This is a genomic window from Kitasatospora atroaurantiaca, assembly GCF_007828955.1.
GTDB classification, from domain to species: domain Bacteria; phylum Actinomycetota; class Actinomycetes; order Streptomycetales; family Streptomycetaceae; genus Kitasatospora; species Kitasatospora atroaurantiaca.
On the sequence record NZ_VIVR01000001.1, the window covers coordinates 290,825 to 305,418 of the forward strand.

The window sequence follows — 14,594 nt, forward strand, 5'->3', positions numbered from 1 at the left end:
CAAGTGTTGACAATGCTTGGCAATCAGTTGCCAGTCTTCGCGGCCTGCTGCTCGCCGCCAAGGGTGACCGGAGCGGCCTCGGCCCGCTCCAGCGCCGAGCCGATCGCGGTGACCGCCCCGGCCGCCACCAGGAACACCGCGGTCAGCCCGAGCAGCCCGGCCGTCCCCCCGGCGACGACCAGCGCCAGCAGCGCCGGGCCGACGATGCCCACGGCCGAACCGCCGAGACTGAACACCGAGAGGTACGCCGCGCGCTCCTCCTCCGGCGCGTGCCGGTACGAGAGTTCCCAACTGCCCACCGCCTGCCAGAGTTCACCCAGGGTCAGCAGCACCACGGCGAGGATCAGCAGCGGCACCGCCGCCCGGCCGCCGAGCCCTGCCGTGGTCGCGAGCACCGCGCAGCAGGCGGCCAGGACCAGCCCGGTGTTGCGCAGCGCCCGGGTGCCGTCCCGGGACGTCTTGACCCGCTTCGCCAGGTGCACCTGGAGAGTGATCGCCAGCACGGTGTTGATGGTGAGCAGCACGCCGAGCAGACCTGCCGGCGCTTCCGTGTTCTGAATGACCCACAGCGGGAGGCCGATTGACAGCAGGGTGGTGTGCAGGAACAGCACGCCGTTGGTCACGGTGAGAGCTGCGTAGCTGCGGTTGCGGAAGACCGCCAGTGCTCCCTGTCGCCATGGCGCGCGCTTGGACTCGGGCGCACCCGTCCTGATCCGGAGCCGGCCGAGCAGCCCGGCCGCGAACAGGAACGACAGCGCGTCGAGCAGCAGGATCGCCCGGAAGGTCCAGGTGTTGCCGACGGTGAGCAGCGGCGCGGCGGCCAGGGCTCCCAGGGTGAAGCCGACGTTGGAGACCGACCGCATGACGGCGAAGGTCTTCGTCCGGTCGGCCTCGTCGGCGATGGTGCCAACCACCATCTGGGTCATCGGTGTTGTCGGCCCCTGCGCCATCGCGAGCAGTGAGGCGAACAGGATGAAGGTCACCGCGTTGTCCGCGAAGGCCAGGGCGGTGAACCACACGGCACGCCACACCTGGAGCATCCGCAGCATCCGCAGTGCGCCGAAGCGGTTGCCGAGCATGCTGACCGGCACAGTGGTGAAGAAGCCGATCAGGCCGGCGACGGTCAGGCCGATGCCCACTTGGGCGGCACTGAGACCGATGCCGCGGAGGAAGTAGACCGTGCCGCCGGCCAGGTAGAGGCCGGTGCCGGCCGAGTGGATGACCACGGTGGTGGCGAAGATCCGGCCGTCCCTCGAGGGCGGCAGGTAGGAGTCCACCAGCCTGTCGGCGAAGGTGCGCAGGCTGCTCATCGCTCGTCCCCCGGCAGTGGATCGGTCTCGGCGCGGACCAGGGCGCTCGCCCGGTCCAGCGTCTCCCGGCACTCGGCCGGGGTCGCGCCGGTGGCGATGATGGCCGCCAGTCGGGGGACGACCCCGCGCGGCGGCAGCAGCAGCCGCTGCCCGGGTTCGGCCAGCGCGATCACCTCGACCACGCCGGGGACGGCCGCCGCGGCGTCGAGGTCGAGGAAGCGGACGACGCCGTCCTGCGGCGGGTAGAGGAACCGGACCTCGGCACACCTGTCGTGGGTGGCCCGGAGGTCGGGCTCTGCGCCGAGGGCCAGATCGGCGGCGGCGGCGGTGAGGTCGACGCCGGTGGCCAAGTGGCCGAGATGCGGGATGAAGTCGCCGCCGAGCCGGCCGTTCAGTTCGACCAGGCGGGGGCCGGCCGGGGTGAGCCGGACCTCGGCGTGGGTGACGCCGACCCGGACGCCGAGCACCCGGTGGGCCTCGGCGACCAGCTCGCAGAGTGCGTCTGCCCAGGGTTCGTCCCTCCAGGGCGAGACCAGGTGGCCGACCTCCTCGAAGAACGGCGGGAAGCCCAGCCGCTTGCGGGCGACGTTGACCGGGTGGACGGTGCCGTCCACCACCACGCTGTCGATGCTGATCTCCGGGCCGTCGAGGTACTCCTCCAGCACCAGGCCGTCGAGCGGGTCGAGGCCGGGGAAGGCGGCGTCGTCGGCGTGGTGGTAGACGGCGCGCAGCTCGTCGGGGTCGCGGGCGAGCACCACGCCGGCGCTGCCGGCCAGCGAGCGCGGTTTCACCACGACCGGGTAGCCGATCGCCTCCGCCTCCCGGAGCGCCTCCTCCTGGCCGTGGACATGCGCGAACCGGGCGGACGGCACGTCCGCGGCGAGCAGCAGCTGCCGGGTGGTGAGCTTGTCACGGCAGTTGCGCACGGCGGCCGGGGACATGTGCGGCAGGCCGAGCCGGGCGGCGACCGTGGAGGTGGCCTCCAGCAGGACCTCGTTCCAGGTGAACACACCTGCCGCGCCGGGGGTTTCGGCCACACACTCCGCGACGGCGCGGGTGAGCGCCGCCAGGTCGGTGGAGTCGGCCGAGCGGTGTCCGCTCAGGTAGGGCAGCTGCCAGGTCGGCGCGGTGTCGCCGACCAGGGCGACCTCGGTGCGCGCGGCGGCGGCCGCGAAGGCGTACTCGCGGTACTGGCGGCCGCCATTGCCGACGATCACCACCCGGGCGGGGGCCTCGGGGTCGATCGGGGTGCAGCTGAAGTCGAACTCGGCTGCGGTCCTCAGGATCGCGGCCTCGACCTCGGCCGTGTCGGCGCCGCGGAACCTGAAGCGGGCACCGGAGTGCTCGTAGCCGGGCACGTCCGCCAGCGTCTCGCCCGGTGCCGGGATGCGCTCGGTGTACGGGCCGTCGGCCGTGCCGGCCCGTGGGGTCGCGGCGGTGACCCGGCAGGGGCGGGTGGTGGGGGTGGGGACGAGCAGCCAGCCGCCGAGCTCGGCGGCTGCCGGGGAGGTGCTGCCGGAGGCGGTCGCCGCGGTCGGCAGCGGGGAGCCGGCCTGGACGGCGAAGGCGGCAGCCATCAGGTCTATCCCGTGCACCTCCTTCCAGATGAACGGGACCTCGGCACCGCCGGGGCGGGCTCCGACCTCCAGAACCTGGAGCTCGGGCGCGTCGGCCCCGCCGGAGAGGAACAGTTCCAGGTGGAAGACCCACGGTCCGTCGGACAGTGCGCGGACCGTCCTGGCGGTGAACTCGCCGATGGCGTCCAGCAGTCGCGGGTCGTCGAGTTCCACCGAGCCGAGCGCGGCGCCGCGGGTGAAGTCGAGGCAGGTGTTGAGGTACCGCGAGGCACGCCAGGGACCGAGGCCCTCGCCGGTGGCCACGCCGTCGACGTGCAGGATCTCGTGCGGCAGGTAGGGCTGGACCAGCATCGGTACGCCGGGCGGGAAGACGTAGGCGTCGAGGGCGGCGGTGGAATCCAGCCGGGTCACGCCCGAACTCGCGGTGCCCCGTACCGGCTTGACCAGCACGGGCCAGCCGTGCCGTTCGGCGAAGGCGTGCACGGCGGCGTGCTCCGGGGCGGGTTCGGTGGCCGGGTGGGGGATGCCCCCGGCGGCGAGCCGACGGGCCATCACCAGCTTGTCGCGGAACGGAGCGAGTCCGTCCAGGTTCTCACCGGGGACGTCGAGTTCCTCGCGCAGCTCGGCCGCGATGTCCAGGTCGACCTCGTGCAGCGCGATGATCCTCGCCGGACGGCCGAGCTGCTCGATCAGCGAGGCGACGGCGGCGCGCACCTCCTTGGCGTCCTCGGTGCTGCCGACCAGTCGGGTCGCCGCGGCGCCCGGGGGGAGCGAGCCGACGGCCCGGGGGGTCGTCACATAGCTGACCCGGTGCGTGCCGTGGTCGACGTAGTCGCCGTAGTCGGCGTACCGGTCGCTCCACCGGTGGATGACTATCAGATGGTCTGTCACTTTCCCCTCCAAGGGGCCGGGGACGTACGGGAAGAACGGGACGGTCAGGACATCCCCGAGACGAGCAGGGCGTGCGTTCCCTCGACGATCGCCGCGACCTGGTCCTGCGGGATGTCCCGGGTGCGCAGCCGCAGCGCCAGCGATTCGCCGCCCTCGTCGGCGGCGCGCAGGTAGCAGCCGTGCCCGATGGTCGAGAACGGCTCCTCCCAGACCATCAGCGGATCGGTTTCGGCCGGGGCCGAGAGCCCGTCGAGCGTGAGGAAGTTGAAGGCGCAGGTGGCCTCGTACGGGACGGGGTGCGGCCAGTTGCGCTCGCGCAGCCGCGCGACGGTGTCCACGTCGTACATGCCGTGCCGGTACGCGGCAAGGGAGGCCCGGTGGACCAGCGCGGCGTGCTCGGCGAAGCCGGTGCCGGGTGCCATCGCCAGCGGCGCGGCCGTCCACTGGTTCATCGAGGTGACCACCTCGCGCCACTCCGGCAGGAAGCGGTTGGAGGACATCAACTGGGCCACCAGCAGGCCGATTCCGGTCACCCGGGCGAGGCTGAAGGTGTAGGCGGCCAACACCACGCTGGACAGCGGGGTACCGGTCCGGTCGGCGAGGGCCCGGGCGCCGGCCCGGGCGTGCCGCGACCGGAGGGTGCACTGCAGGTAGCCGGTGGCGGGCGCGTCGGCGCGCGGGTAGCCGGCCCGGCCGGAGGTGAAGACCTTCTCCCAGTGCGCCGACGCGGCGTTCCGCTGTCGGCTCCGGTGCTCGGCGTGCTGCCAGGCGGCGAGTTCCGACGGCCCCGGCGCGGACGGCTCGGCGGGCAGGGCCGGGTCCTGGAGGAGCCGCTGGAAGTCGGCGGCCAGCACACCGTCGCACCAGCCGTCGGCGGTCATGTGGTGCTTGACCAGAACGACCCCCGAGGGCCGGCCTCCGTCGGTGACGATCCTGGCCCGCCAGCCGTACTCGCTTCGCAGGTCGAAGGGGCGGCCGAGGAGTTCGGCCGCGACCGCCGCCGGGCCGCCGGGCGCGCTCTCGGCGACGGTCAGCTCCACGTCCCCGTCGAACCGGCGGAGCAGTTGGCGGGGTTTCGCGGGATCGTCGAACTCGTAGAGCGTGTGCAGGGATTGGTGCCTGGCGCCGAGTGTGTGCAGCGCCCGGCGGACCCGCTCGGTGCCGAACCCGTCCGGTACCGGCCAGTGGGCCCAGGTGTTCGCCTCGTGCCAGCGCTCACGAGGGAGCCCCTCGATGTCCCGCCAGACCGAGAGCTGCCCATGGGAGAGCGGGCCGGCGTCAGCCACGGTCATCAGTACAGCTTCCTCTCGTACTGGGCACCGTAGCGGTGCTCCAACTCTTCGAGCGTCTTCCCGGTCCACTCCGTCGCCCGGGCGATGTGTGCCCTGGAGGGCGCCGCGTCGGGATTCCAACCGGCCGGATTCCAGAGGCCGGCCCGGAGAAATGATTTGGCGCAGTGGAAATACGCTTCCTCGATCTCGACCACCAAGGCGATTTTCGGGCGATTCCCCTTGACCACCATCCGGTCGAAGAAAGGGGCGTCGCGCAGCAGTTTCGCGCGGCCGTTGATCCGCAGGGTGTCACCGCGGCCGGGAATGATGAATATCAGTCCGACCCGCGGATTTCCGAGCACATTCCGCCAGCTGTCCAGCCGGCGGTTGCCCGGCCGGTCGGGAATGGCGATCGTGGTGTCGTCGAGCACCAGGGCGAACCCGGGCGGGTCACCCTTGGGCGAGACGTCGCAGCTGCCGTCGGCGCCCGAGGTGGCGATCAGGCAGAAGGGGGAGTTCTCCAGCCACCGCCGCTCGAACTCGCCGAGCCGCGCGGCCGCCTTGTCGAACACCACCGGGTTGGCCGGGCCGACCAGTTCGAGGAGTTCGGCCTCGGAGGTGATCTCCACGGTCGGCTACTTGCTCGACCACATGCGGAACATGTACCGGTTGACGTCCTCGGGCCGGTCGGTGCGCATGTCGATCTCGCGCGGCTGGTAGCGGTCCACGAACGCCGTCCGGGTGTGCAGGAAGCGGTCGTCGGCCGAGACCAGGGTCTGGCCGCGCTCCAACTGGATGCGGATCTGCACGGCGGACTGGTCCAGTACGGCGTCGAAGAAGTCGAGCGCGGCGATCTGGCGCTCGGTCAGCGGCTCCCCGACCTTCTCGTGCGCCACCTCGATGTAGGTGCGGAAGTACCGGACCAGCGCCTCGCCGTCGGGCGAGTACCGGATGATCGGCGAGCGGAAGAAGCCCGGCTCCTCGGACATGCCGCGCTTCTCGAACCAGAACTCCTCGGTCAGCACCTCCAGGATCTCCGGGTACCCCAGCAGGAACTCGTGCGCGGTCTTGGCATCCACCAGGATGCTCTCGCCGCCGATATGGGCGGCCTGGCCGCAGGACAGCAGCAGGTAGTCGATCGGATCGACGTCGTTCACGGCGTCGTTGTGCATGTACGAGCCCTGCTTGGTCTGGTGGTAGCGGGCTCCGGCCTCGATGGTGCGGCGCAGGCCGCGGTCGTAGACCTCGATCATCCGCCAGTCGTCGGTGTTCTGGATCATCGGCGTGCCGAGCGCGGTCCCGAGGACCCAGGCGTAGATGGCCTGGCCGCGGAGCGAGTCCACCCCCTCGACCCGGTCGTACACCAGGAAATGCGCGGTGGAGTCGATGACACCGCGGGTCGCCTCGACCTCGGCGGTGAAGGTCGGGCACACGGCCGGGTCGACCGGAATGGCGTCGACCCGACCTTCCGGGTACGCGCGGTCGAGTTCCGCGACATAGGCGGCGAGTTCGCCCTGGGCCTGCGCCGAGAAAGTGTGGAAAGCCTCTGCGGGCGCTTCGAGAGTACGCGGGTTCGAAGGCACGAAGGAAGTTGTCATGTCGCGGAACGTAGCACGGCCGGAAAGAGCTTGGCAACGGTTGCCAAGCTTGTTGACAACGTTGCCAAGCGTTTACTAGCTTCGCCTCCCAGAGCGGCGAACGCCCAGCGCCGGCTGCCTACAGAGGAGTTTCGGAAGTGCAGAGAGTCAGCTACCCGTCGTTTCGCACCGTCCTCGGCGAGCACGAGATCGTCCGGGTCGCCGGGGCCAACCACGCACTCGGCGGGCTGCTCGCCGAGGAGGCGGGCTTCCAGGCCGTGTGGTCGTCCAGTCTGGAGGTCTCGGCCTCGCGCGGGGTGCCCGACGCGTCCATCCTGAGCATGGCCGAGTACCTGGAGTCCGCGGCCAACATCCAGAAGGTGCTGCGGATCCCGGTCGTCGCCGACTGCGACACCGGCTACGGCGGCAACCTCAATGTGGCGCACATGGTGCACGAGTTCGAGGACGCCGGCATCACCGCGGTGTGCATCGAGGACAAGCTGTTCCCCAAGATGAACAGCTTCGTCGCCGGCGGCCAGACCCTGCTGGACACGGCCGAGTTCGCCTCGAAGATCGTCACCGCGAAGCGTGCCCAGTCCACCGACGACATGTTCGTCATCGCCCGCACCGAGGCACTGATCAGCGGCCTGGACGTGGCCGCCGCGCTGGAGCGCTGCCGGGCGTACGCGGACTCCGGCGCCGACGCGGTGCTGGTGCACTCGAAGGCCAAGAGCCGCGACCAGGTGCTCGGCTTCCTGGAGGGCTGGGACTTCCGCTGCCCGGTCGTCATCGTGCCGACCACCTACCCGGACTGGCACATCGACGAGATCAAGGCGGCCGGCGTCTCGGTCGTCATCTACGCCAACCAGGGGCTGCGCGCGACCGTGACCGCCCTGCGCGACACCTACCGCGCCGTCTACCGGCACGGTGACTCCACGGTCGTCGAGGACTCCATCGCCTCCGTGCAGGACATCTTCGACCTGCAGCGCCTGCCGGAGTGGCAGAAGCTCGACGCCTGACCAGCGGGCCGGAACGCAGTTTTCAACGACGAGAAGCGGACAGGACCCGTGGCAATCATCTCGACAGCGGACGAGATCTTCGACAGTGACGTCTACATCGATCTCAGGCCGGCCCTCGGCGTCAACCTCCATCTGAAGTGCGAGGGATTCAACTTCGCCGGTTCGGTGAAGCTGAGGGCGGCCGTGTCGATGGTCTCGGCCGGCATCCACCAGGGCCTCATCGGACGGCACTCCACGCTGGTGGAGTCGTCCTCCGGCAACCTCGGGGTCGCGCTGAGCGTGGTTGCGGCGGCGAACTCGCTCCGCTTCGTCTGTGTCACCGACCCCAAGTGCAACCCGACGGCGCTCAAGCTGATGCGGGCCTTGGGCAGCGAGGTCGTGGTGGTCGACGAGCCGGACGGGAGCGGCAACTACCTCGCCGCCCGCAAGGCCCGGGTGCACGAGCTGTGCGCGAGCGACAGCACCTACGTCTGGCTCAACCAGTACGAGAACCCGGCGAACTGGCTGGCGCACTACGAGAACACCGCGCCGCTGATCGCCAAGCAGTTCCCCGGCCTCGACGTGCTGTTCGTCGGGGCCGGCACCGGCGGCACCCTCTCGGGGTGCGTCCGGTACTTCCGGGAGAACCACCCGGATGTCCGGGTCGTCGCGATCGACAGCGTCGGCTCGGTCAACTTCGGGATGGCGGCCGGCTCCCGGCACATCCCCGGGCTCGGCGCGAGTGAGCCGATGCCGCTGATCACCCCTGATCTCGTGACCGACATCGTCCGGGTGCGCGAGGCGGACACGGTCCGGATGTGCCGCAGCCTCGCCGCCCGCGGGTTCCTGCTCGGCGGGTCGACCGGAACGGTGGTCAGCGGCGCCGGCGAGTGGCTGCGGCAGAACGACCCCGGCCGGACCCTCACAGCCGTGGCGATCTCCGCCGACCTCGGCGAGCGCTACATCGACACCGTCTACGACGACACCTGGACCGCCGAGCACTACGGCGACGCAGCATGGGAGAGCGGGAACAGTCATGGGTGAGCACACGACAACGCGGCCGCCGGTCTTCTCGGTGGTCCCGGGTGCGGCCGTCCACCGCAGCCTGGAGGGCCGCCGGGCCGAGATCCTCGACCTGGTGGAGAACGCCTACCGCCTGCACGGTGCAGGGCACACGGTGAACCCGCCCTCGTACTTCCTCCGCTTCCCGGACCGGCCGGCCTCGCGCATCATCGCGCTGCCCGCCTCGGTCGGCGGCGAGGTCGGGGTGGACGGCATCAAGTGGATCTCCAGCTTCCCGACCAACCTGGAGCTGGGCATCCCTCGCGCCTCGGCAATGCTGGTGCTGAACGACCGGGTGACGGGCTACCCGTTCGCCTGCCTGGAGGGCTCGATCATCAGTGCGGTGCGCACCGCGGCCTCGGCCGCCGTTGCCGCCCGCGCCCTCACCGCCGAGCGCGGCGCCCCGCGCCGGATCGGCTTCATCGGCACCGGACTGATCGCCCGTTACCTCCACACCTATCTCTCCGAACTCGGCTGGGATGTCGAGGAGTTCGGCGTCTTCGACCTCAGTGAGGAGTACGCCCGCTCGTTCGCCGGACAGGTACTCGGGGCGGATCGGGGCACGGCGGTCCGGGTCCACTCCTCCGCCGAGGAGCTGATCCGCTCCTCGGACCTGGTCGTCTTCGCCACCACGGCGGCCACCCCGCACATCACCGACCCGGACTGGTTCTCGCACCATCCCGTCGTCCTGCACGTCTCGCTTCGCGACCTGAGCACCGAGATCATCCTGGACAGCGTCAACGTGGTGGACGACGTCGACCACGTACTGCAGGCCAACACCTCGGTCCACCTGACGGAGCAGCGGACCGGCAACCGCGAGTTCCTGCACGCCACCCTGGACGACGTCCTGACCGGCCGGTTCACCGCGCCCGCGGACCGGACCGTGGTCTTCTCCCCGTTCGGGCTCGGCCTGCTCGACCTGGTGGTCGGCGCCAACGTGCACCGGTGGGCGACGGCCGCCGGCGACGCCACCACCATCGACGGCTTCTTCCACGACCTGGACCGGTACGAGAGCGCGGGTGCCCGATGAGCCTCAGCCCCGACCTGGCCGAGCTGCCGCTCGCGGCCGGCGCCGCCGCCCGGGCCGTGGCGCTCGGGCTGCGCGACCCGCGCGAGGGCCGCCCGACGGGCCTCGGCGTGCTCGCCCACGCCGCCCGGTACGCCGAGCAGAGCCCCGCCGCGCCCGCCGTGATGGACGGTGAAACGGTCATCGGCTACGCCGAGTTGGCCACCCGGGTCGCCGGGTTGCGGGACGCGCTCGCCGCGGCCGGCACGGGCGCCGGCGATGTGGTCGCCGCCGTCGGCGACCGCACCGCCGACACCGTCCTGGTCTTCCTCGCCCTGGAGAGCCTCGGCGCGGTCTACCTGCCGATCGACCCGGACTGGCCGGCCCAGCGCGTCGCCGATGTGCTCACCCGCAGCGGCGCCGACCGGCTGCTCGACTACTGCGAGCCCGCCGAGGGCGAGCCGCGGGGCCTGGCCGCCGCCCGGGCCGCCGCCGAGTCCGGTGTCCCCGTCCTCGACCTGCCCGCGCCCGCCGACCGCATCGGGCCCGCCGAGCCGCTCGAACGGGACCAGGCCGGGGAGCCGCGCTACTGCATCTTCACCTCCGGCACCACGGGCCGTCCCAAGGGCGCCCTGGTCGAGCACCGGGGCATGCTGAACCACCTCTGGGCCAAGGTCGACGACCTCGGCCTGGCCGCCGGTGACCGGCTGGCCTTCACCGCCCCGCTGGTCTTCGACATCTCGATCTGGCAGATGCTCGCCCCGCTGCTGGTCGGCGGCACCGTGGTGGTCGTACGACAGGCCGACCTCGGCTTCCCCAGGCGGCTGGTACGGCTGCTGGAGCGCACCGATGTCGCGGTGGTCGAGCTCGTCCCGACCGTGGTCGGCTGGATCGCCGACGAGGCCGAGCGCCGGCCCGGGGCGGTGCTGCCCCGGCTGCGCTGGCTGATCTCCACCGGCGAGGAGCTGCACCCGGGCCTGGCCGGCCGCATGCTGGCCGCCGCCCCGCACATCCGGCTGCTCAACGCCTATGGCCCGACGGAGTGTTCGGACGACATCACGCACCACGAGGTGACCGGCGCCGATCTGGACCGGCCGCGCCTTCCGGTCGGTTCCCCGATCGCCAACGCCGAGCTCTACCTGCTCGTCCACGAGCCCGAGCAGGGCACCTGGCGCGCGGCCGAACCGGACGAGGCCGGTGAACTCTTCGTCGGCGGCGTGGTGGTGGGCCTCGGGTACGTCAACGACCCGGAGAACAGCCTCAGGGCGTTCTTCCGCGACGTGCTCGACCCCGGCTCGCCGACCGGTCGGCTCTACCGCACCGGTGACCTCGCCCGGTTCGAACAGGGCAACGTGCAGTACCTGGGACGGGTGGACCGCCAGGTGAAGGTGTCCGGTGTCCGGATGGAGCTGGACGAGATCGAGGTGGTGCTGCGTCGCCACCCGGCGGTGGACCAGTGCGCCGTCACCGTCCCGGTACTGGCCGGACGGCCGGAGCTCGCCGGGTACGTCACCGTGCGCACGCCGGTCGGGCCCGAGGAGTTGCGGACGTTCCTGGCCGAGGCGCTTCCGGAGGCCATGGTGCCCAGACACCTCATGGTGCTGGAGGCCATGCCGCTCACCCACAACGGCAAGACCGACCACCGTGCCCTGCAGCAGCTCACCATCGACGCGCAACCGCGTGCGTCCTTCTGAAGGTTGAAGAATGGCATCCGAGAACACCGCTGACGCAATGACCGTCCAGGATCTCCCCGCGCACTACCGGCTGCTGCTCGAGCTGGCCCGACTCCGGCTCTCCGCCGAGCAGGTCGCCGAGGTGCGTGCTCTCGCCAACCGGCCCGACCTGGACTGGGGCGCCTTCCTGGAGGCCGCCGCCCGGCACAAGATGCTGCCGATGATCGGCCGGCACGTCGATCGGTACCGGCTCGACCGCAAGAGCGGGGACTCCGCGGGCTTCCCGTACCCCTGGGTCTTCACCACCGCCTACCTCGGCAACCGGGCCCGGAACCTGGCGCTGGCCGACGAGTTCGGCCGGGTCTTCGACGAGCTCAACGCCGCAGGCGTCCGCTTCGCCGTCCGCAAGGGCTTCTCGCTCGGCGAGGGCGAGTACCACGACCCGGCGCTGCGCCGGATCGCCGACCTCGACGTCCTGGTCGACCGGGCCGACGCCCCGGCCGCGGACAAGGTGCTCACCAAGCTCGGCTACACCCAGGGCCGCCTCGCGGAGGACGGCGAGCGGATCGAGCCGTACAGCCGGGAGACCCAGATGTTCTGGCGGATCAACCTCAGCAACCAGCTGCCGTACCGCAAGACGGCCAGCCGACCGGACGTCTCCGACTTCAACGTGGACATCTGCCACGACATCTTCCAGAAGAAGTCCGGCGTGTCGGCCGGGGCCGCCGAGCTGCTCGACCGCGCCGTCCCGGCCGTGCTCTGCGGCACCGCCGCCACCGTGCCGGCCGCCGACGACCGGCTGCTCGACCTCTGCTCGCACCTGCACAAGGAAGCGACCAGCCTGCACTTCATCGAGGACCGGCAGGACCTCCAGCTGAGCAAGTTCCTCGACCTCAGCCTGGTCGCCGAGGCGTACCGCGCCGAGGACTGGGAGCGCTTCCTGGACCGGGTCCGCAGCTTCGGCGCCGAGCCGATCGCGTACTACGCGCTGTACTTCACCGCCCAGCTGTTCCCCGAGGCGATCCCGGCTCTGGTGCTGGACGCGCTGCGGCCCGAGGACACCGACTACCTGGAGCAGTACGGCTCGCTCGACGGCCAGACCGCCCGGTGGCAGGAGCCCTTCCTGGCCCGGCTGTTCAACTCCGGCCGGCACACCGCCGGCACCGTCTCGAACGTGCCGCTGCGATGAGCCCGACCGTCACCGTGCCGGCCGGCCCGGCCGCCCCGACCCGCCCGGGTGAGCCCCGGCTGCTGGTCCTCAAGATCGGCGGCAGCGTGCTGTCCGACAAGCAGGACACCGGGGAGACCGACTTCGACGCGATCGGCGCGTTCGCCGGCCAGGTCGCCGACCTGATCGCCGAGTACCCGGGCCGGGTCGTGCTGGTCACCGGCGGCGGTGCGCTCTGCCACCCGGTCGGGCTGCGGATCAAGGCCGACCGGCAGGACCCGTACGCGGCGGTCGCGCTGACCGAACCCGCGTTCACCATGCGGTGGGCCTGGACGGCGCGGCTGCGCGAGCGGGGTGTCCGGGCGGTGCCGCTGCAGGTGACCGCGATGTTCGGCGAGCGCGCGGACGGCAGCACGATCACCGAGACCGGGGTGGTGCGCCGACTGCTGGCCGAGGGCGCCCTGCCCGTCCTGTCGAGCGACTGCGTGGTCACCTCGGTAGGGACGCTGCGGATTCTCAGCAGCGACGAGGTCCCGGCGCTGATGGTGGCCGAGGAGTTCGGCCCGGTCCGGATCGTCACGCTGACCGACGTGCCGGGCATCCTCACCGGCGGCCCCGGCTCCCCCGTCCTGCGCCACCTCGATCCGGACGACCTCGCGGTCGCCGAGCGGCTGTTCTGGCCCACCGACGCATGGGACGCCACCGGGGCGATGGCCGGCAAGGTCGAGGCGCTCGCCGAGCACGCCCGCCGCGGGGCCGAGTGCGTCATCGCCCGGGGCGACCGCGCCGCCGGGAGCCTGCGACACCTGTTCGCGCCGATGGCCGAGTGGCCCGCCGACACCCCTTTCACGCTGATCTCCCGTCCATGGAGCCCGTCATGACCCTGAACACCGCCCGGACGGCGGCCGACCGCGTCGTCCTGCTCAACCCGGGGCCGGTGAACGTGCACGAGCGCGTCAAGGCCGCGATCGGCTCGCCCGACGAGTGCCACCGCGAGCCCGAGGCGCAGGACCTGCTGGCCACCGTCGGCCGCAAGGTCACCGAGGTCTGCGGCGGTGACGACACCCATGCCGCCGTGCTGCTCACCGGCTCGGGCACCGCAGCGCTGGAGGCCGTGGTCTCCTCCGTGGTCCCCGCCGACGGCCGGCTGCTGGTGCTGGACAACGGCCACTACGGCGAGCGGCTGATGAGGATCGCCGAAGTGCACCGGATCCCGGTCCTGCGACTGGAGTTCGGCTGGGCCAACCCGATCGACCTGGACGCCGTGGACCGCGCCCTGGCGGCCGACCCCGGCATCACCCATGTCGCCGCCGTCCACCACGAGACCAGCACCGGCATGCTCAACCCGGTCGGCGAGATCGGCCGGCTGGTGGCCCGGCACGGCCGCTCGCTGCTGGTCGACGCCATCAGCAGCCTGGGCGCCGAGGACCTGGACATCGTCGCCGACCACGTCGACTGGTGCGTCGGTACGGCCAACAAGTGCCTGGAGGGCCTGCCCGGGATCAGCTTCGTGGTCGCCTCCCGGCAGCGTTTCGACCGGCTTGCCGACATCCCGGGCCGGACCTTCTACCTCGACCTGCACGCCCACTACGTCTCGCAGATCGGCAAGCGCACCCCGCAGTTCACACCGGCCCTTCAGGTGCTGCGCGCCCTCGACGAGGCGCTCGACCTGACCATGGCCGAGGGGGTGGCCGCCCGGAAGCGGCGCTACACCGACCGCGCCGAGGCCATCCGCGCCGGTCTTCGGGAGCGCGGCATCGACCTGCTGCTCCCGCCCCACCAGCGCGCGAGCTCCATCACCAACGCCTACCTCTCCAACGGCATGACGTACGACGAGTTGCACGACGGGCTCAAGCTGCACGGCTACGTCATCTACGCCACCCAGGAGAAGTCCGCCGGAGTGTTCCGGCTGGCCAACATGGGCCAGCTCACCGCGGACGACATCACCGGCTTCTTCGCCGCGTTCGACGACGTCGTCCGGCAGCACACCGCAGCGGCTTCCCCGTCCTCCCCCGTCCCGGCCGAAGCTGCGGCGGTGAGCCGGTGACTACCGAAAGGCCC

The 14,594-nt window shown here is 71.5% G+C and carries 12 protein-coding genes; 7 read left to right on the forward strand and 5 right to left on the reverse strand.

Annotated elements, in window-relative coordinates:
• Window positions 1-23: 23 nt before the first annotated feature.
• Genes FB465_RS01285 through FB465_RS36210 form a run of 5 tightly spaced genes read right to left on the reverse strand, consistent with a single transcriptional unit; the run spans window position 24 to window position 6,647 of the window.
• Entirely contained in the window at window positions 24-1,310 is a 1,287-nt protein-coding gene (locus FB465_RS01285) for an MFS transporter (protein WP_145786795.1), read from the reverse strand.
• Window positions 1,307-3,778, reverse strand: coding sequence for an ATP-grasp domain-containing protein (locus FB465_RS01290; RefSeq protein ID WP_145786797.1), 2,472 nt, complete (start codon window positions 3,776-3,778; stop codon window positions 1,307-1,309). Before FB465_RS01290 ends, FB465_RS01285 begins: the two co-directional genes overlap by 4 nt.
• 44 nt (window positions 3,779-3,822) lie before the next feature.
• A complete protein-coding gene (locus FB465_RS01295) occupies window positions 3,823-5,070 on the reverse strand; it encodes a condensation domain-containing protein (RefSeq protein ID WP_145786799.1) in 1,248 nt (415 codons plus the stop codon).
• Window positions 5,070-5,678: a pyridoxamine 5'-phosphate oxidase family protein gene (locus FB465_RS36205; RefSeq protein ID WP_211785694.1), complete on the reverse strand. Its 609-nt coding sequence runs from the start codon at window positions 5,676-5,678 to the stop codon at window positions 5,070-5,072. Before FB465_RS36205 ends, FB465_RS01295 begins: the two co-directional genes overlap by 1 nt.
• A gap of 6 nt (window positions 5,679-5,684) precedes the next feature.
• Window positions 5,685-6,647: a TauD/TfdA family dioxygenase gene (locus tag FB465_RS36210; protein ID WP_211785695.1), complete on the reverse strand. Its 963-nt coding sequence runs from the start codon at window positions 6,645-6,647 to the stop codon at window positions 5,685-5,687.
• A 137-nt stretch (window positions 6,648-6,784) separates the two neighbouring features.
• On the opposite strand from FB465_RS36210, the gene FB465_RS01305 reads away from it, so the two are divergent.
• Genes FB465_RS01305 through FB465_RS01335 form a run of 7 tightly spaced genes read left to right on the forward strand, consistent with a single transcriptional unit; the run spans window position 6,785 to window position 14,580 of the window.
• Window positions 6,785-7,645, forward strand: coding sequence for an isocitrate lyase/phosphoenolpyruvate mutase family protein (locus tag FB465_RS01305; protein WP_145786801.1), 861 nt, complete (start codon window positions 6,785-6,787; stop codon window positions 7,643-7,645).
• 48 nt (window positions 7,646-7,693) lie between these two features.
• Window positions 7,694-8,668, forward strand: coding sequence for a 2,3-diaminopropionate biosynthesis protein SbnA (gene sbnA, locus FB465_RS01310; protein ID WP_145786803.1), 975 nt, complete (start codon window positions 7,694-7,696; stop codon window positions 8,666-8,668).
• Window positions 8,661-9,716, forward strand: coding sequence for a 2,3-diaminopropionate biosynthesis protein SbnB (gene sbnB / locus FB465_RS01315; protein ID WP_145786805.1), 1,056 nt, complete (start codon window positions 8,661-8,663; stop codon window positions 9,714-9,716). The genes sbnA and sbnB overlap by 8 nt, the downstream gene beginning before the upstream one ends.
• A complete protein-coding gene (locus tag FB465_RS01320) occupies window positions 9,713-11,386 on the forward strand; it encodes an amino acid adenylation domain-containing protein (protein WP_145786807.1) in 1,674 nt (557 codons plus the stop codon). Before sbnB ends, FB465_RS01320 begins: the two co-directional genes overlap by 4 nt.
• Before the next feature lie 10 nt (window positions 11,387-11,396).
• Complete coding sequence (locus FB465_RS01325) at window positions 11,397-12,554, forward strand: nucleotidyltransferase domain-containing protein (RefSeq protein WP_145786808.1); 1,158 nt, start codon at window positions 11,397-11,399, stop codon at window positions 12,552-12,554.
• Window positions 12,551-13,414, forward strand: coding sequence for an amino acid kinase family protein (locus FB465_RS01330; protein ID WP_145786810.1), 864 nt, complete (start codon window positions 12,551-12,553; stop codon window positions 13,412-13,414). The genes FB465_RS01325 and FB465_RS01330 overlap by 4 nt, the downstream gene beginning before the upstream one ends.
• A complete protein-coding gene (locus FB465_RS01335; RefSeq protein WP_145786812.1) occupies window positions 13,411-14,580 on the forward strand; it encodes a 2-aminoethylphosphonate aminotransferase in 1,170 nt (389 codons plus the stop codon). Before FB465_RS01330 ends, FB465_RS01335 begins: the two co-directional genes overlap by 4 nt.
• Window positions 14,581-14,594: the final 14 nt, after the last annotated feature.

Excerpts from the sequence above, each read along its gene's own strand:
- FB465_RS01325 (WP_145786808.1), top strand. The coding sequence starts at position 11,397 with ATGGCATCCGAGAACACCGCTGACGCAATGACCGTCCAGGATCTCCCC.
- FB465_RS01295 (WP_145786799.1), bottom strand. The coding sequence starts at position 5,070 with ATGACCGTGGCTGACGCCGGCCCGCTCTCCCATGGGCAGCTCTCGGTC.
- sbnB (WP_145786805.1), top strand. The coding sequence starts at position 8,661 with ATGGGTGAGCACACGACAACGCGGCCGCCGGTCTTCTCGGTGGTCCCG.
- FB465_RS01335 (WP_145786812.1), top strand. The coding sequence starts at position 13,411 with ATGACCCTGAACACCGCCCGGACGGCGGCCGACCGCGTCGTCCTGCTC.
- FB465_RS36210 (WP_211785695.1), bottom strand. The coding sequence starts at position 6,647 with ATGACAACTTCCTTCGTGCCTTCGAACCCGCGTACTCTCGAAGCGCCC.
- FB465_RS01320 (WP_145786807.1), top strand. The coding sequence starts at position 9,713 with ATGAGCCTCAGCCCCGACCTGGCCGAGCTGCCGCTCGCGGCCGGCGCC.
- FB465_RS01285 (WP_145786795.1), bottom strand. The coding sequence starts at position 1,310 with ATGAGCAGCCTGCGCACCTTCGCCGACAGGCTGGTGGACTCCTACCTG.
- FB465_RS01330 (WP_145786810.1), top strand. The coding sequence starts at position 12,551 with ATGAGCCCGACCGTCACCGTGCCGGCCGGCCCGGCCGCCCCGACCCGC.